The sequence below is a fragment of the Asticcacaulis currens genome (assembly GCF_028550395.1).
In the GTDB taxonomy this organism is placed as follows: domain Bacteria; phylum Pseudomonadota; class Alphaproteobacteria; order Caulobacterales; family Caulobacteraceae; genus Asticcacaulis; species Asticcacaulis currens.
Genome location: NZ_JAQQKW010000001.1, coordinates 297542 through 313901, shown reverse-complemented (window position 1 = coordinate 313901; position 16360 = coordinate 297542). Strand labels below are relative to the sequence as shown.

Sequence of the window (16360 nt, the reverse complement as noted above, 5' to 3'; positions counted from 1 at the left end):
TTTTCTCCAGATCCTCTTGGAGGACTAAGGGTCTTTTCTTCGGATTGGCGCAATCCAATACTTCCTTTTCCGCCACCAGGCATTAGAGTCCCGGGTCACCGACAATTAAGACGCGTCCATGGATCAGATCATCGGCTCTGTCTAGGCCGTCCGCAAAAGCAGTGCTTTGCTGATCTGGTTTTAACCGCTGGACAGGTGAAATGAAAGATCAGGACCTTGGCTGTGATCCCCACGGCAAAACGTGGGGTCCTTTTCAAAACACCGCTCCTTCAGAGAGAAAGGGTTGCCAGGTTAGGCGGTGTTTTTCTAACCCTTTTTAAAACCGCAGTTTTTTGCGGCAATCATCTTGAAATAAAAGCGTCCGGCGTTAAGAGGGAGCTCATGACTTTACCGCTCATCATCGCCTTTGATGGACCTGCGGCCTCCGGGAAGGGGACGCTAGCCTCGGTCATCGCGCAGGATTATGCCCTTCCGATGCTCGATACTGGTCTGATCTATCGTGCAGTCGGCTACCAGCGTGAAAAGCGAGGTCTGACCGTCGATAATGTGCCGGAATTGGTTGAAATTGCACGCACCCTCGATGCGACAGGTTTCGATAATCCAGAACTTCGCGGACGCGAGGCCGGCGAATGGGCTTCACAGGTGGCCGCTATCCCCCAAGTGCGTGAGGCCTTAAAACGTTTTCAGATCGATTTCGCCCATCAGTCCGCAGGGGCGGTTCTTGATGGGCGTGACATTGGTACGGTGATCGCACCCGATGCTACGGTCAAACTTTTCGTCACGGCCCGACCCGAGGTGCGTGCCCACCGCCGCTGGTTGCAACTGGTCAAAAGTGCGCCGGACCTGGCCTATGAAGACGTGCTGGCCGACATAAGGTTGCGCGATGAACGCGATTCGTCCCGGTCGTCAGCACCGCTGACAATGGCTGACGATGCCGTCTTGCTTGATACGACCGATTTAGGTATAGAGGCGGCCATCGAACATGCGCGACGCATCGTGAGAGACCGCCGCGGCTCTAAATAACGGAGCCAATCTCATCGGCGCGTCTTTTCAGGCAGGATCACGAACGGCGCTTTGCGGAACTCCCTCCGGCATGTGACATGTCCCCCCAAAAGCCGCTGTCCGTGTGGCCGAAGTCGTGCGCTTCGCCGTCCTGTCTGCTTACGCCGTCTTCGTCACGGCCATGCCTCAGCGCCAACCCAAACTGAGATTACATGAGCGATTACAATCCGTCGCGTGACGATTTTGCGGCCCTTCTTGACGAATCCCTGCATGGCCGCGACATGCTCGAAGGTCAGGTCGTACACGGTCTGGTCGTCGGCCTGGAAAAGGACTTCGTTATCGTCGACGTCGGTCTGAAGACCGAAGGCCGCGTTTCCCTGAAGGAATTCGGCTCTGACGCCGCCAACCTCAAGACCGGCGACACCGTCGAAGTCTATCTGGAACGCGTCGAAAACGCCATGGGTGAAGCGGTCATCAGCCGTGAAAAGGCCCGTCGCGAAGAAGCCTGGACCCGCCTCGAAGCGATCTTCAACCGTGGCGAGCCGGTCATGGGCACGATCGTCGGTCGCGTCAAAGGCGGCTTCACCGTTGACATGGACGGCGCTTCGGGCTTCCTGCCCGGTTCGCAAGTTGATATCCGTCCGGTGCGCGACATCGCTCCGCTGATGGGCAAGGAACAACCCTTCGCCATCCTGAAGATGGACCGTCCGCGCGGCAATATCGTAGTGTCGCGTCGCGCCATCCTCGAAGAAGCCCGTGCTGAACAGCGTACGGAACTGGTTGGTCAGCTGGCCGAAGGTGAAATCCGTGATGGCGTTGTCAAGAACATCACCGACTACGGTGCGTTCGTTGACCTCGGTGGCATCGACGGCCTGCTGCACGTTACGGACATGTCGTGGAAGCGCGTGTCGCATCCGTCGCAAGTTCTCAACGTTGGCGACAGCGTCCGCGTCCAGATCATCAAGATCAATCCGGACACGCAGCGTATTTCGCTGGGCATGAAGCAACTGCAATCCGATCCGTGGGATGGTGTCGAATCCAAGTACCCGGTCGGCGGCAAGTTCACCGGTCGTATCACCAACATCACGGACTACGGCGCGTTCGTCGAACTGGAGTCGGGCGTTGAAGGTCTGGTGCACGTGTCCGAAATGTCGTGGACCAAGAAGAACGTTCATCCGGGTAAGATCGTTTCGACCTCGCAGGAAGTCGAAGTGGTCGTACTGGAAGTCGACGCCAGCAAGCGCCGCGTGTCGCTGGGCCTTAAACAGGCTCAGAACAATCCGTGGGATGACTTCCTGTCCAAGCACCCGATCGGTTCGGTGATCGAAGGCGAAGTGAAGAACGCGACCGAGTTTGGTCTGTTCGTCGGCTTTGAAAACGACATTGACGGCATGGTCCACCTCTCCGACCTCGACTGGAACGTCGCTGGCGAAGAAGCCATCGCCAAGTACAAGAAGGGCGACGTCGTCAAGACCAAGGTTCTGGACGTTGACGTCGAAAAGGAACGCATCTCGCTGGGCATCAAGCAGCTCGGCGGCGATCCGATGTCGGGCGACACCTTCCGCAAGGGCCAGACCGTGACCGTCACCGTGACCGAAGTCACCTCGGGTGGTATCGAAGTCAAGTTCGGCGAAGAGGATGCTCCGGTTTCGGCGTTCATCCGTAAGTCGGACCTGTCGCGCGATCGCAACGAGCAACGCGTTGAGCGCTTCGCCGTTGGTGACCGCGTCGATGCCCAGATCACCAACGTCGATAAGGCCGCTCGCAAGGTGTCCGTCTCGATCAAGGCTCTGGAAATGGCGGACGAGAAGCAAGCCATTGAGCAGTACGGCTCGCAGGATTCCGGCGCTTCGCTGGGTGACATCCTTGGCGCCGCCCTGCGCGGTACGTCCAAAGAGTAAGGTTAAGGACCGTTAGGTTCTTATCCGCCCCTGCCTTTCGGTTTCGCAAGACCTGAAAGGCAGGGGCTTTTTTTGTGCGATGCGGCATCTTTCATGAGACATTTCAGGGTTTCTGGACAGATATTCCGTATACCAGGGACGACTGAGGCATTAATTTTTGAAACAAACCCTTGAAGGGGCTTTCGTTTTCGATCATGCTCATCTGATGATGTGCTGGCAGGTGCCGGGCTGCGTTGCAACGTGGACAAAGAGCGAAAAACCACGGGGTCGCCAGGCGCTGATATATTTCGAACCTATGTTCGGGGGATAAGATGTTAAAATCGGAACTGATCGAGCGTTTGGCGTCCGAATATCCGCATATGACGCAAAAAGACGTCGAACGGATCGTCAATCTGATTCTGGAATCCATGATCGAGACGCTGGAAAAAGGTGGTCGCGTCGAACTGCGGGGCTTTGGCGCCTTTTCAGTGCGTTCGCGCCCGGCACGAGTGGGCCGAAATCCGCGCACCGGGGAAGCGGTTTCTGTTCCTGCAAAGCACGTCCCCTTCTTTAAAAGCGGCAAGGAACTGCGTGAGCGTCTGAACCTGTCGGGCGACGATAACGAATAACAAAAATAAGGAGGGGATGCCCATGAGCATTGTTTCGGAATTCAAGACGTTCCTGATGCGCGGCAATGTCATCGACCTTGCGGTCGGTGTCGTGATAGGCGGCGCGTTCGGCAAAATTGTCTCGTCTCTGGTGGACAATATTATTATGCCGCCGATCGGCCTGCTGACCGGTGGTGTCGATTTCTCAGACCTGAAAGTTGTTCTGAAAGCCGCCGAAGGGACCGCCCCGGAAGTCGCTATCAGCTATGGCATCTTTATCAATACGTTGATTCAGTTCGTCATTATTGGTGCGGCCATCTTCCTGGTGGTTAAGGCAATCAACCGCCTCTTCCCGCCGCCCGCCGCGCCGGTAGCCGATCCTGGCCCTTCAGAAAAGGACCTGCTCGCCGGCATTCTTGAAGAGCTGAAGAGGAAATAGGTCAAAGGCGCGGAGGGTTCCGCGCCTTTTTGTTTTAGCTAAACAGGGTTGTCAGGCCGATCAGTTCCAGATCTCGCGCCCGGATGAGATAGACCGGGATGTCCTGCATATAGCCGCGAAGCCGACCCTTATCGTTGAAGCGGGCTTCAAAGGCGGGCCAGTCGATGAGATCGCTGAGCAGTTCTACATATTCGCCAGCCAGATAGATGCCTCCGCGCGCCCCAAGCATAAGGGCGGTATCGGAGGCCATGGCGGCCAGAAACCCCTGACTGAGGCTGACCGCTTCCATCGCCAGTGCATCACCGGTATGGGCGAGCGCTACCACCTCGGCGGCATTGACGCGGCGAGTCCCGCCTTCATCGGTGTGGGCCAGAATTTCGTAGATTTCGGCTAGCCCTTGCATACTGACCACACGCTCGCGGGAGACATGGCCGTATTTGCGTTCGAGCTGCTCAAAGAGCACGGCCTCGCGCGGCGACGTAATCGCGAGGTCCGCATGCCCGCCTTCGCACGGAAGAACAGTCGGGTGCCCCAAATCGTCCAGGATGATACCCGCCAGACCGAGGCCGCGTCCGGCCCCGACCAGTGCACGCGCCTGACCGTCTTCGCCCTCGCCACCACAGACCTTGACCAGTTCTGAACTGAACAGACGATCAACCGCCATCGCCTTGCACACGCAGTCATTGACGACATGCAGGCGCTGAATGTTCAGAAGGTCACGCAAATGCTGACGATCGATGCGATAGCCATGATTAGGCATGGAAAACCCACCATCCACTTCCCATCCGCAGGCCGAAACCGCCGCCGCCATCAGTTCCGGCTGGTTGTTGGCTTCAAGAAAATCGATTATGGAAGCGTTGAATTCTTCGATCGACTTACATGGATATAGGGTGGCCTCCGACGGGCGCGAACCCGGCGTTACCAGCGCCAGTTTCATGTGGGCACTGTTGGAGAGGTCGCTCAAAAGAACGGACGTCATATACTATCCCCTGTACGGTGCGCCGTTTATCCGGCGCGTCTTATGTGAATCAAGAATTGTCTCTAATTCTTGATTTTTCTTAAAGCTCGTCGCATCTGGCGTAAAAATCAAGGCATTTCATGGCGGTCAAGGCGAAAATCTGCGGTATTACGGATGATGTTAGCGCTCGCACGGCGATAGATGACAGCGCTGGCATGCTGGGCTTCATCTCATTTCCAAAAAGTCCGAGGCATCTTGACTTGGATCGCATGGCACAATTGATTGCAAATGCGACTGCCTATACTGCGCATGTGAATAAAGCCACCAAGTGCGTCAGCGTGCTCGTTGATCCGGATGACCTCTTGCTGGAGGCGATTACCCAGCAGGTGCGCCCAGATCTTATCCAGTTGCATGGCCACGAGAGCCCGGAGAGGGTTCGCCACATCCGCACGCGTTTCGGCATCCCGCTAATCAAGGCCATCAGCGTCGAGAGCCGTAGCGATGTGCTGTCGGCGGCGCCTTATGAAGAGATGGTCGAGCATCTCCTGTTCGATGCCAAGCCGCCGAAGGATGCCACTCTACCCGGCGGCGTTGGCGCGCGATTCGACTGGACATTGATGGAGGGTTATCCTTCGGCACGCCCGTGGCTACTGGCCGGAGGGCTTACCCCCTGGAACGTCGCCGAGGCGGTTTCGCAGTCCAAAGCGACGTTGGTAGATGTTTCTTCTGGTGTTGAGCGGGCACCGGGACTAAAAGACGCAGCACTGATCTCTCAGTTTCTCAAAGCCGTAAAAGAGATTTAATCCAAAAAGGATCTTTCACCGTGGATGATGCCATCCTGACCAATCGCTACAACATGCCTGACGCCAAAGGGCGTTTTGGTGAGTTCGGCGGGCTCTATGTCCCCGAAACCCTCATGCCGCTCGTTCTCGAACTGGGCGAAGCATGGGCCCAGGCGAAGCAGGATCAGGCCTTCTGGGCGGAATATCTTCACCTCCTGAAATACTTCGTCGGTCGCCCGAGCCCGCTCTATCTGGCGGAGCGTCTGACCGAGCATTTCGGCGGCGCTAAAATCTATTTCAAGCGCGAAGAGCTGAACCACACGGGCGCGCACAAAATTAATAACTGCATCGGTCAGATCCTGCTGGCGCGCCGGATGGGCCGCACGCGTATCATTGCTGAAACCGGTGCCGGTCAGCACGGCGTGGCATCAGCCACGGTGTGTGCCAAGTTTGATCTTCCGTGTACGGTATATATGGGCGCGCTCGACGTTGAGCGTCAAAAGCCTAATGTTTTCCGCATGCAGCTGATGGGCACCAAGGTGCACCCGGTGACCAATGGTAATGGCACGCTGAAAGATGCTATGAACGAGGCGCTGCGTGACTGGGTCACCAATGTCCACGATACCTATTACATGATCGGGACCGCCGCGGGCATGCATCCCTATCCGGAGATGGTCCGCGACTTTCAGACCATCATCGGTAAAGAGACGCGCCAGCAAATTCTCGAGGCTGAGGGTCGTCTGCCTGACGCGGTGATAGCCTGTGTCGGCGGGGGATCAAACGCGATCGGCATGTTCCACCCCTTCATCGATGATGAGAGCGTCAAAATTGTCGGCGTCGAAGCTGCCGGTCACGGGCTTGATGTCTATAATGGCCACGCTGCCTCGCTGAACGGTGGCCGTCCCGGCGTGCTGCACGGAAACCGCACTTATTTGCTTCAGGATGAGGACGGTCAGATTCTCGAAGGTCATTCGATCTCAGCGGGTCTCGACTATCCGGGCATCGGGCCGGAACATGCGCACCTGTTTGATACGGGTCGCGCGCGTTACGTCTACGCCACCGACGAAGAGGCTCTGGAGGCGTTTCAGCTGACTTCCCGGCTCGAAGGCATTATTCCGGCGCTCGAATCCTCACACGCCATCGCCCGCCTGGGTGATCTGGCCAAGGAGATCGGTAAAGGCGGCGTCATAGTGCTCAACCTGTCGGGTCGGGGCGATAAGGACATTTTCACCGTAGCCAAGGCGCTCGGTCAGCAAATGGGGAATCTCTAACTGTGTCAGTCGCGCGTATCGACGCCCGCTTCGCCCAGCTTAAGGCGGAGAACCGGGCGGCATTTGTCTCCTACATTATGGCCGGCGATCCGGACCTCGAAACCTCTTTCGACCTGTTGAAAGGGCTCGTGAAGGCGGGTGCCGATATTATCGAGCTGGGCTTTCCCTTCTCTGACCCGATGGCGGAAGGCCCGATTATTCAGCTGGCCGCAGAACGTTCCCTGAAGAACGGCACGCGCATGGCGGACGTGTTCGCACTGGCTTCACGCTTTCGTGAAGCGGATGCCGAAACGCCCCTTATTCTGATGGGCTATATGAACCCCGTCGAGAATATGGGCTATCCGGCCTTTGCCGAAGCCTGTGCTAAGGCGGGCGTGGATGGGGTAATCGTCGTCGATTGTCCGCCTGAAGAGGCAGAGCGTCTGATTGATGCGCTGGACGCCGCTGATGTCGCCCTGATCCGTCTGATCACGCCAACCAGCGATGACAACCGTCTGAAAACGCTAGTAAAACGCACGAAGGGGTTTGTCTATTACGTGTCAGTGGCCGGGGTGACCGGCGTCAAGGAAGCCGATGCGGAGGGCATAAGCGAGGCCGTGGCCCACGTGCGCGAGGTCGCCAAGCTGCCTGTCGTCGTTGGCTTTGGCATTAAGACGCCGCAACGCGCTGCCGAAGTCGCCCGCATCGCCGATGGCAGCGTTGTCGGGTCGGTGCTCGTTGACGCAATAGCGAAATCTTTACTTGAAAATTCCCCATCCAGCACAAAAGTGCTGGAAACCGCGAGCCTTTTGGCTCAGGCTGTCCGTAACGCTAGAAACTAGGCCCTCAGACTGCAGGCCCCCGTCACTGAAAGGGATTGTTAACCCTTTCTTGGCAGGGCTCACCTCAGATAAACGCATAGATTTTTGAGCGCCTCCGGAGTTAGTGACCGTACATGGCCATTGCCGATAAATTAGCCAAGAGTAGACGCGCCTTGACGAATACCGCCCGACCCACGGACCGCCGCGATAGCGGTGGATGGCTCGCCAAGATTGCCCCCGGCGTATCCAAATTTGTGTCCAAGCGTGAAACGCCCGAAAACCTGTGGGTCAAGGACCCCGATACGGGCGAGATGATCTACCGCCCCGACCTCGAAGCGTCGCTGTGGGTGACGCCGACGGGTCGGCACATGCGTATCAATGCTCAGACGCGCCTGTCCTTTACCTTCGATAACGGCGAATACGAGGCGCTCGATACGCCCGCCGTGCCCGAAGACCCGCTCCATTTTTCCGACGGCAAACCCTATTCGCAGCGCCTGAAGGCCGCGCGGGAAGCGTCCGGCGCCAAAGACACCATGCAGATCGGTTATGGCAAGGTGTCGGATGTACCCTGCGTCGTGCTGGTTCAGGACTTTACCTTCATGGGGGGGTCGCTTGGCATGGCCGCGGGGGAAGCCTTTATTGCCGCCTGCCGCTACGCAGTGGAGCGTAAGGTGCCGCTAGTCGCCATCACGGCGTCGGGCGGGGCGCGGATGCAGGAAGGCACCCTTTCCCTGATGCAACTGGCGCGCACGACGCTGGCCATTCAGGAACTGAAGGCCGCGCAGCTGCCCTACATCGTCGTCCTCACCGATCCGACCACGGGCGGTGTGTCGGCTTCCTACGCCATGCTGGGGGACATCCATTTGGCTGAGCCCGGCGCGTTGATCTGCTTCGCGGGACCGCGCGTGATCGAAACGACCATCCGAGAAAAGCTACCCGAAGGCTTCCAACGCGCCGAATATCTGGTGGACAAAGGCATGGTTGATCGCGTTGTCCCGCGTGCGGAGCTTCCCGAAGTCCTGGGCGCCCTTATGTCCATGCTGATGGATGGTAAACGAAGGCAGGGTCATTGACACTGTCCGCGTAACAGGGTGCAAGGGACGGGGGAGTGAACCTCGGATGGACGCGGACAGTATCTGGTTTAAACTTTTTAAATCAGTAATGGCCTGCCTCGTCAGTGCCATAACAGGCAGTGTGCTTTGGGGGCTTGTCTCAGCCTTTCGAATAGCACTGCATGATCGACAGCACCTTCCTATAGATCAGCACATGCCCGGTTTTTTGGAGGCGCTGACAAATTCATGGCTATGGTCGGAAACGCTCATGCTTGCGATGATTGCCTTTATTTTCATGCTGCTTTTCGCTGTGCCCTTGCAGGCGCTAATTCAAAAGCTGCGATTGACGGGCTATTTGCACACACTACTACTGGCAATGGTTCTGGGCGGTGGCCTTGCTCTGTGGATAGGTTATATCCTTGATACACTAGATTTCGATACCGAAGACTGGGATTATTATCATTGGCGCTTTGACCCTAAGCTTTTTGGGACTGGCATTCTTTTCGGGGTTTATTATGGCTCCGTGGCCTGGTTCATTCGCCGTCCGGATAAGGATGGTATGCTTCAACGCAAAATGGTGCCGCTACTTCAGGTGCATAATAGGAACGCGGACTAAAAGTCATAGTCTCTAGGTCCCCTATCCGCTAAGAATTGGCCTCTCGTCTCCTCCCTACCGAAGGTGGGGGGGGCATCCAGCCCGCAGGGCGCAGATGGGGCAGGGGTATGCGCAAGAGCCGCACCGGCTTACCCCTCCGTCTCGTCGCTCTGCGTCAATCCACCTCCTCACGGCGTAGGGAGGAGGGAGTACATATGACTGACCGACTTTTACCCTTTGATGCGCCGCTGGAGCGGCTCAAAGCACTTCATCCTAAAAAGATCGACCTGACGCTGGATCGTATGCTTCGGGTATGCTCGGCACTGGGTAATCCGCAGGACCGCCTGCCGCCGGTTATCCATGTGGCAGGCACCAACGGCAAGGGGTCGACCCTGGCGCTCCTTCGGGCCATGGCCGAAGCGCAGGGCTTGCGAGTGCACGTCTATACCTCGCCGCATCTGGTGCGCTTTGCCGAACGCATCCGTTTAGCCGGTCATCTGATCACAGACGATTATCTGGCCGATGTGTTAGATCGCGTCGAAAAGGCCAATGCCGGCGAGCCTCTGACCTTTTTTGAGGCGACGACCGCTGCCGCCTTTATGGCCTTTGCAGAGGTTGCGGCCGATGTGCTGCTACTTGAAACCGGGCTGGGTGGTTTGCTGGACGCGACCAATATCATCCGTGCACCGAAGATGACCATCATCGCGCCTGTTGACTATGATCATCAGGCCTTTTTAGGAAACGATCTCACCACCATCGCCAAGCAAAAGGCCGGAATCATCAAACCCGGTTGCCCGGTCATCAGCGCGCGTCAGGCCGATGAGGCTGAAGCCGTGATCGAACGCACCGCGCTGAAGGCGCGCAGCCCGCTCTATACGGCCGGGCAGGGGTTTGAGGCGCATCAAGAAAATGGTCGCCTCGTATTTCAGGATGAGGATGCCCTGCTGGACCTGAGCCTGCCGCGTTTGCCAGGCGAGCACCAGATCGACAACGCGGCGCTCGCTATTAAGGCTGCACGCCTCATGGGCTGGTCTTCAGATGCCATGGATCAGGGCCTAAAAGGCGCTGTGTGGCCTGCGCGCATGCAGCGCTTAAAGTCTGGGCCCCTGATAGCGGCGCTTCCCGAAGGTTCGGAGCTCTGGCTCGACGGCGGTCATAACCCGCACGCGGCGCGCGCCTTGCGCGCCCATATTGACCGGCTTCAGGCGCGAAATCCTAAGCCGTTATATTTGATCTGTGGGCTGATTAATACAAAAGACGCGACTGAGTTTTTCTCTCATTTTATAGGCCTTGATGCGCAGATCACGTGTGTAGGCTTTTCATCGGAAGCAGTCATTCCTCCCGCTGAGCTGGCTGCCAGGGCGGCCGTAAACGGATTTAAGGCGCAGGCTGCGCCGAGCGTGACGGAGGCGGTCCAGCACATTAATGATGGTCCTGCCCGCGTCCTCATCTGCGGCTCTTTATACCTCGCGGGAGATGTCTTGGCCCTATCACCGGACACCTGGCCGTCCTAATGCGTTTAATCTCAGGTGGAGAAATAACCGAGGTTTGACGACGAGAAATTGCCAATCCTTGGAAGGATTGTGGGCAGTTCACTTTCGGAGGCCCCAAGCCACCGGGCGAGGGTAGATGCCATCTGATCTACGGATGTGGAGGGCAAGAGCCTGCCTTGACCCACCTGATCATCGGAAGTGATCGACACTTGGGGCGCGGTGCCAAAATAGCGTCCGCCTTTGACTGCCCCACCCATCACAAAGTGGTGCCCACCCCAGCCATGGTCAGAGCCGTCGCCATTGGAGGTTAGAGTCCGGCCAAAATCAGAGGCTGTGAATGTCGTCACCTGATTTTCAACCCCCAGTTCTACAGTGCCTGCGTAAAAGCTTGAGAGTGCCTCATCAATGAGCGCCAGAAGATTTGGATGGGTTTCCATCAATCCGTCATGCGTGTCAAAGCCGCCGAGTGAAACGAAGAACACCTGCCTCTTTGAGCCGAGTGCACTACGTGCACCGATCAGGCGCGCCACAATTTTCAGCTGATTTGCCAGGCTATTGGGTTTGTTATCCGTGTCGAATGAGGTCGTGAGCGTTATGGGGTTGAGGGCCGTATTGACGATGTCCTCCATAACCATCGAACGCTTTGTCACCTTGGTAAACTCGTTTTCAAGCACGTGGGCCCTGGGCTCTGTTATGAGGGTTTTGAGCACCTCTGACGCCCGGGAGGAGCCAAAGCTTGCCCCTTTTGCCGCCCATATCGGAATCGCGCCACCCGGGCTGATCTGATATTGAAGCGCGTCATTGCCTGATAAAAACACGGCATTTCCCGATGCCGATATACAGGTCAGAAGACTATTGGTGTTGCTCGAAAGGGCGAGATCCCCGATGCGGCCACCCCACCCGACGGTTGCACCTTCTGCGCCCAAAGCCTGCCATACCGATTGCTGATCATTATGGGAGAAGAGCTTTGGCGGAAGTGGCACAGCGCCCGACTGAAACTGAACGCGGGTGACGGGAACGACCAGGGGGCCAACGTTCAGCTGGATTGCGAGCTTGCCGCTGTTGAACAACGCCGCCGTTTTGATGAGCGATGGCGCAAGTCCATAGCTGAGGTCGTCAGTCAAAGTCTGGTTGACGACGGGTTTTAGCGCCACAAGCTCGTCGAGACCGTAAGCGATCCCTCCTCGCTTTCGCCCACTGGCCCCGCCGCGGATGGCGCTGTAGCGATCATAGTTTGGAATATCTGTTGGGATAAGCGTATTGTGACAGTCATTGCCCCCATAGAGGAAAATGCAGACTAACGCTTTGTAATCACTAGCGGAGAATGCGGCCGCCTCTCCAGCGGCAGCGAGGCTCATAGCCATAGGCGCAGCAAGGCCCATTCCCCCTAAAGCGCCGGCGCGGGCCAGAAAAACACGACGACTGACATTATGGATCGACGAGCTGTTCATCTGCGGGCTCATTTCTGAACGAGATATTCGGGGGAGGCCATTACAAGTAAGATCGCGCTATAGATGCGATCAAGCTTGGCGGTTTCCGAAGAGGTTGAGGTCAGGGGTTGAGCGTCAAGGGCTGACTGAACGAGATCGAGTGTGGTGCCAGAGACCTGGCCTGCGGCGAGATAGAGATTGAGCCAGTCGAGCAGTTCGCGGGTCTGATGCGAGATGCCGATGATCGCACTATAATCTGGCTTTACGTCTTGATATCCCGACTTGATGATGGAAGTCAGGAAGTTAAGGTATCCAGCCGTCGTTGTTTCATTATGGATCTGAAACTCTGGTGCGACCAATTGATTGGCGGACAAAGCTGTTTGCGGCGGAACATAGCCGGGACGAAAAAAATTGAACACAGAGGGCGAGCGCAAGGGACTTTGCCCTAAGCCCCAATCACCGTTTGAGGTGTCATAGATTTCCCATTTTCCCGTGAGGCTCGACACCTGGAAGGTTCTGGCCCATTGCGCAAAGCGCACAATCGGTTCTCTCAATTTCCCGGCGGTGACGCCTCCGGACAAGGTTCTTGCCTCGGGATCGAGAAGAATGGCGCGCCATAGAGATTTCATGTCGCCTCTCACGCCTGTTCCATTATTGACAAAAGCGGCAGCCACGCGGCCCACATAGGCGGGCGACGGATTTGAGGTAATGAGCCTCTGGATCATTTGCTTCGCTACAAAGGGCGGCGTGTTGGGGTGATTAAAAAGCGTGTCGAGCGCTATTTTTAAAGCCTCTGTGCCGGCAGTATTTGCCGGTATGGTTACGCCTAGGAACGATATGGCCTCATTCGAGTGTTTCGCCGCATCAAGTTTCATTCGGTCGCGGCTGAATTCCGGGGACGGGATCTTGTAGGTCAACCAAGGGACCGATTGCCAGGTCACGCGGTCGTAATTCCAGTCGTAGCCCGTAAAGACCTTTGCGAGGTTGGTAATATCGGACTGGCTGTAAGTGTCTTGCGTTTTGCCCTGCGCATCGAGCTTAGGCGTTCCGTCACTATTAAGCTGCGTCAGCCCGATAGTGAATAACTGCATGATCTCGCGAGCGTAGTTCTCGTCAGGCACACGCCCGGTGGCTGGGTCTGCCTTTTGGTTTCCGCGGGTATTAAGGTAAAAGCCCATGGCCGGGTTAAGGGTGATCTCCTCAAGAAGCGTGCGATAATTGCCAAAAGCCTGAGCGTTCAGAAGATCCCAGTATGCGGCGATGACGTAGGGGGGCCAAAAACCGTCAATGGGATTTAAAGACACAACCAGCATTTCGGATAAGGCAAGAGCACAGCGTTTCCGAAACTGGTCCTCACCCGTCATCAGCATTCGCCACGCCATCCAGTCCCCTGGGACAGGATTGAAATACTTATCCTTTTCGTCAGGCACGTAGAAGTTTCTTGAGTCTAGCCACGCAGTCGCTGACTGGCTTTGGGGTGCTGAAAACTGTTGGGTCAGCCATCCCTCAAAGCCTAAGCTTCTAACGCTTTGAACATCTGAGGGCGAACACGAGAATTGAGCCTGAAGGAGAAATCGAGCGGCTCCGAACGGCGTGTAACTTAGGGTCGTCGGGGATGGGGGTGTGGGGGCGGCGGTTGTTGCACTCCCGCCGCCCCCGCCTCCGCCACATGCGCTCAAAAGGGGAAGTGCGAACGCCGTAAATGCGGCAGATTTCGGCTCGGGCATAGGAGAATTTGAGCGCACTCTGTCTGAGTCTTCGCTACGAAGCGGTTCTATCTTGTCCACCCTGAGCCCCTGCATTTTTTCCACAGAGTAACACAACTCACAGGCGTGACCACCTATCAGGGGTAGTTAGATAAAACGCCCGGGACAAACAAAAAGGCTCCGCTGGACGCCAGCGGAGCCAAATGTTTTGGGCGTTTACGCCGATTAAGAGTCGAGGAATGAACGCAATTTGCGCGAGCGGCTGGGGTGCTTAAGTTTGCGCAAGGCCTTCGCCTCAATCTGACGGATACGTTCGCGCGTCACCGAGAACTGTTGACCCACCTCTTCAAGAGTATGGTCGGTGTTCATCCCGATGCCAAACCGCATCCGCAGCACCCGCTCCTCACGCGGCGTCAGAGACGCCAGCACGCGCGTGGTGGTTTCGCGAAGGTTCGACTGGATCGCCGCGTCGATAGGCAGGACGGCGTTCTTGTCTTCGATGAAATCGCCGAGGTGCGAATCCTCTTCGTCCCCGATAGGGGTTTCGAGCGAGATAGGCTCTTTAGCGATCTTCAGAACCTTGCGCACCTTCTCCAGGGGCATGGCCAGCTTCTCGGCCAGTTCTTCCGGGGTAGGTTCGCGGCCGATCTCGTGCAGCATCTGACGCGAGGTCCGAACGATCTTGTTGATTGTCTCGATCATGTGCACCGGGATACGGATGGTGCGCGCCTGATCGGCAATCGAACGTGTTATCGCTTGGCGAATCCACCAGGTGGCATAGGTCGAGAACTTGTAGCCGCGGCGATATTCGAACTTATCGACGGCCTTCATCAGACCGATATTGCCTTCCTGAATAAGATCGAGGAACTGCAAACCGCGGTTGGTGTACTTCTTGGCAATCGAGATCACGAGACGCAGATTGGCTTCGACCATTTCGGTCTTGGCCTGACGCGCTTCGCGTTCACCTTTTTGAACCGTCTGGACGATGCGGCGATAGTCATCAACCGCAACGCCCATATCGGTGGCCAGTTGGATGATGTCGGCGCGAATCCGGCCGATAGGACCGGCTTCGTTATCGGAAAACTTCTGCCAGCGCACACCCAGTTCGCGGACTTTATCCGTCCACTGAGGATCAAGCTCGCGGTGGTAGTAGTTCTGCAGGAATTCCTGACGCGAAATGCCGTAGGAGTCGGCCAGACGCAGAAGACGACCTTCCAGCGACATCAGGCGCTTATTGATCGTATAGAGCTGCTCAACCAGAGCTTCGATACGCTGATTGTTGAGCTTTAGGGTCTTGAGGTGGCGCGTAATGGCCGAGGTGACCTCATCATAGGCCGCCTTATCCGCCGGATCGACGGGCAAGCCTTCAAGGCGCGCGCCCAGAATGCGTTCTTGAAGACCGCGATAGGTTTCGAACTCACCGGCAATGGCGTCAAGCGTCGCCATCACGCCTTCGCGTAGTTCCGATTCCATCGCCGACACCGAAGGGCCGGCGCCGTCGTCAAAATCATCTTCCTCTTCTTCTTCCGGCTGAGGCTTCTTCTCTTCCTCATCCATCGGGACGTAATCGTCATCGTCCTCTTCGCCGTCTGCCTTCTTTTTGGGTTCCGGCTTCTTCGCCTCAACCTTAGGCTCCGGCTTCGGCTCCGGCTTAGGCTCTGGAGCTTTCACGACAGGCTCTGGCGCGCGCATGGCGATCGGCGCGTCGGCATCTTCTTCTTCACCCTCATCGTCAAGCGCGCCCGGGGGCGGGCCTTCGGACGGGCCACCGCCATAGGTTCCTTCAAGGTCGATGATTTCGCGCAGCAGGATGCGGCCCGATTCAAGTTCCTCGCGCCAGATCATGATGGCTTCGAAGGTCAGAGCCGATTCACACAGGCCTCTGATCATGGTGTCGCGACCGGCTTCGATGCGCTTGGCGATAGCGATTTCGCCTTCGCGCGACAGGAGCTCGACCGAGCCCATTTCGCGCAGATACATGCGAACAGGATCATCGGTGCGGTCATAGGACGAGGTCTTTTCTGCGACGACCACGCCGCCGGTTTCCTCGCGTACCGCGATCTCGCCACCTTCGGTCGCTTCCTCTTCGGAATCGACAACGTTCACGCCCATCTCTGTGAGCATGGCCAGGGTGTCTTCAATCTGCTCCGAAGTGAACTCTTCGGACGGCAGCACCTTGTTCAGCTCGTCCATCGTGACGTAGCCGCGGGCCTTCGCATTCTTGATGAATTTCTTGACGCCGGCATCGGTCAGGTCGAGAAGGGGGCCGTCAGAGGGCGTATCGGCTTCGGGTTTTTCCGTCGCTGTGCTCATCTATCTCTCCGCCCATGACGCAACAGTCATG

Annotated in this window: 14 protein-coding genes; 10 read left to right on the top strand and 4 right to left on the bottom strand. The window is 57.0% G+C overall.

What is annotated here, in order from left to right; translation table 11 throughout:
• Positions 1 to 381 precede the first annotated feature (381 nt).
• The 4 genes from cmk to mscL all read left to right on the top strand — a co-directional run bounded on the left by cmk (position 382) and on the right by mscL (position 3929).
• Complete coding sequence (gene cmk, locus PQU94_RS01290; RefSeq protein ID WP_272740045.1) at positions 382 to 1023, top strand: (d)CMP kinase; 642 nt, start codon at positions 382 to 384, stop codon at positions 1021 to 1023.
• Positions 1024 to 1214: 191 nt separating this feature from the next.
• Positions 1215 to 2903, top strand: coding sequence for a 30S ribosomal protein S1 (gene rpsA / locus PQU94_RS01285; protein WP_272739688.1), 1689 nt, complete (start codon positions 1215 to 1217; stop codon positions 2901 to 2903).
• A gap of 311 nt (positions 2904 to 3214) precedes the next feature.
• Entirely contained in the window at positions 3215 to 3511 is a 297-nt protein-coding gene (locus PQU94_RS01280; RefSeq protein WP_013479844.1) for an integration host factor subunit beta, read from the top strand.
• A gap of 22 nt (positions 3512 to 3533) precedes the next feature.
• On the top strand, positions 3534 to 3929 hold the full coding sequence (gene mscL / locus PQU94_RS01275; protein ID WP_272739687.1) for a large-conductance mechanosensitive channel protein MscL: 396 nt from the start codon (positions 3534 to 3536) through the stop codon (positions 3927 to 3929).
• A 34-nt stretch (positions 3930 to 3963) separates the two neighbouring features.
• On the opposite strand, the gene PQU94_RS01270 is transcribed toward mscL, so the two are convergent.
• Entirely contained in the window at positions 3964 to 4908 is a 945-nt protein-coding gene (locus PQU94_RS01270) for a glucokinase (protein WP_272739686.1), read from the bottom strand.
• Between the two features lie 119 nt (positions 4909 to 5027).
• On the opposite strand from PQU94_RS01270, the gene PQU94_RS01265 reads away from it, so the two are divergent.
• From PQU94_RS01265 to PQU94_RS01240, 6 genes are all read left to right on the top strand, one after another.
• A complete protein-coding gene (locus PQU94_RS01265; protein WP_272739685.1) occupies positions 5028 to 5690 on the top strand; it encodes a phosphoribosylanthranilate isomerase in 663 nt (220 codons plus the stop codon).
• 53 nt (positions 5691 to 5743) lie between these two features.
• Positions 5744 to 6940 (top strand): tryptophan synthase subunit beta, encoded by a 1197-nt coding sequence (gene trpB, locus PQU94_RS01260; RefSeq protein WP_272740044.1) that lies wholly within the window; start codon positions 5744 to 5746, stop codon positions 6938 to 6940.
• A gap of 2 nt (positions 6941 to 6942) precedes the next feature.
• Positions 6943 to 7761: a tryptophan synthase subunit alpha gene (trpA, locus tag PQU94_RS01255; RefSeq protein ID WP_272739684.1), complete on the top strand. Its 819-nt coding sequence runs from the start codon at positions 6943 to 6945 to the stop codon at positions 7759 to 7761.
• A 113-nt stretch (positions 7762 to 7874) separates the two neighbouring features.
• Positions 7875 to 8813 (top strand): acetyl-CoA carboxylase carboxyltransferase subunit beta, encoded by a 939-nt coding sequence (locus PQU94_RS01250; RefSeq protein WP_272739683.1) that lies wholly within the window; start codon positions 7875 to 7877, stop codon positions 8811 to 8813.
• 46 nt (positions 8814 to 8859) lie between these two features.
• The gene (locus PQU94_RS01245; protein WP_272739682.1) at positions 8860 to 9408 is read left to right on the top strand and encodes a hypothetical protein; all 549 of its coding nucleotides are present in this window, start codon (positions 8860 to 8862) and stop codon (positions 9406 to 9408) included.
• A 194-nt stretch (positions 9409 to 9602) separates the two neighbouring features.
• Positions 9603 to 10901 (top strand): bifunctional folylpolyglutamate synthase/dihydrofolate synthase, encoded by a 1299-nt coding sequence (locus PQU94_RS01240; RefSeq protein WP_272740043.1) that lies wholly within the window; start codon positions 9603 to 9605, stop codon positions 10899 to 10901.
• Positions 10902 to 10912: 11 nt separating this feature from the next.
• On the opposite strand, the gene PQU94_RS01235 is transcribed toward PQU94_RS01240, so the two are convergent.
• The 3 genes from PQU94_RS01235 to rpoD all read right to left on the bottom strand — a co-directional run bounded on the left by PQU94_RS01235 (position 10913) and on the right by rpoD (position 16329).
• A complete protein-coding gene (locus PQU94_RS01235) occupies positions 10913 to 12331 on the bottom strand; it encodes a DUF1501 domain-containing protein (RefSeq protein ID WP_272739681.1) in 1419 nt (472 codons plus the stop codon).
• Positions 12332 to 12339: 8 nt separating this feature from the next.
• Positions 12340 to 14037 carry a DUF1800 domain-containing protein gene (locus PQU94_RS01230; protein WP_272740042.1) on the bottom strand — a complete coding sequence of 566 codons (1698 nt, stop codon included), beginning with the start codon at positions 14035 to 14037 and terminating at the stop codon, positions 12340 to 12342.
• A gap of 204 nt (positions 14038 to 14241) precedes the next feature.
• A complete protein-coding gene (rpoD, locus tag PQU94_RS01225; RefSeq protein WP_272739680.1) occupies positions 14242 to 16329 on the bottom strand; it encodes an RNA polymerase sigma factor RpoD in 2088 nt (695 codons plus the stop codon).
• Positions 16330 to 16360 lie beyond the last annotated feature (31 nt).

Excerpts from the sequence above, each read along its gene's own strand:
- cmk (WP_272740045.1), top strand. The coding sequence starts at position 382 with ATGACTTTACCGCTCATCATCGCCTTTGATGGACCTGCGGCCTCCGGG.
- rpsA (WP_272739688.1), top strand. The coding sequence starts at position 1,215 with ATGAGCGATTACAATCCGTCGCGTGACGATTTTGCGGCCCTTCTTGAC.
- PQU94_RS01280 (WP_013479844.1), top strand. The coding sequence starts at position 3,215 with ATGTTAAAATCGGAACTGATCGAGCGTTTGGCGTCCGAATATCCGCAT.
- mscL (WP_272739687.1), top strand. The coding sequence starts at position 3,534 with ATGAGCATTGTTTCGGAATTCAAGACGTTCCTGATGCGCGGCAATGTC.
- PQU94_RS01270 (WP_272739686.1), bottom strand. The coding sequence starts at position 4,908 with ATGACGTCCGTTCTTTTGAGCGACCTCTCCAACAGTGCCCACATGAAA.
- PQU94_RS01265 (WP_272739685.1), top strand. The coding sequence starts at position 5,028 with ATGGCGGTCAAGGCGAAAATCTGCGGTATTACGGATGATGTTAGCGCT.
- trpB (WP_272740044.1), top strand. The coding sequence starts at position 5,744 with ATGCCTGACGCCAAAGGGCGTTTTGGTGAGTTCGGCGGGCTCTATGTC.
- PQU94_RS01250 (WP_272739683.1), top strand. The coding sequence starts at position 7,875 with ATGGCCATTGCCGATAAATTAGCCAAGAGTAGACGCGCCTTGACGAAT.
- PQU94_RS01245 (WP_272739682.1), top strand. The coding sequence starts at position 8,860 with ATGGACGCGGACAGTATCTGGTTTAAACTTTTTAAATCAGTAATGGCC.
- PQU94_RS01240 (WP_272740043.1), top strand. The coding sequence starts at position 9,603 with ATGACTGACCGACTTTTACCCTTTGATGCGCCGCTGGAGCGGCTCAAA.
- PQU94_RS01235 (WP_272739681.1), bottom strand. The coding sequence starts at position 12,331 with ATGAACAGCTCGTCGATCCATAATGTCAGTCGTCGTGTTTTTCTGGCC.
- PQU94_RS01230 (WP_272740042.1), bottom strand. The coding sequence starts at position 14,037 with ATGCCCGAGCCGAAATCTGCCGCATTTACGGCGTTCGCACTTCCCCTT.
- rpoD (WP_272739680.1), bottom strand. The coding sequence starts at position 16,329 with ATGAGCACAGCGACGGAAAAACCCGAAGCCGATACGCCCTCTGACGGC.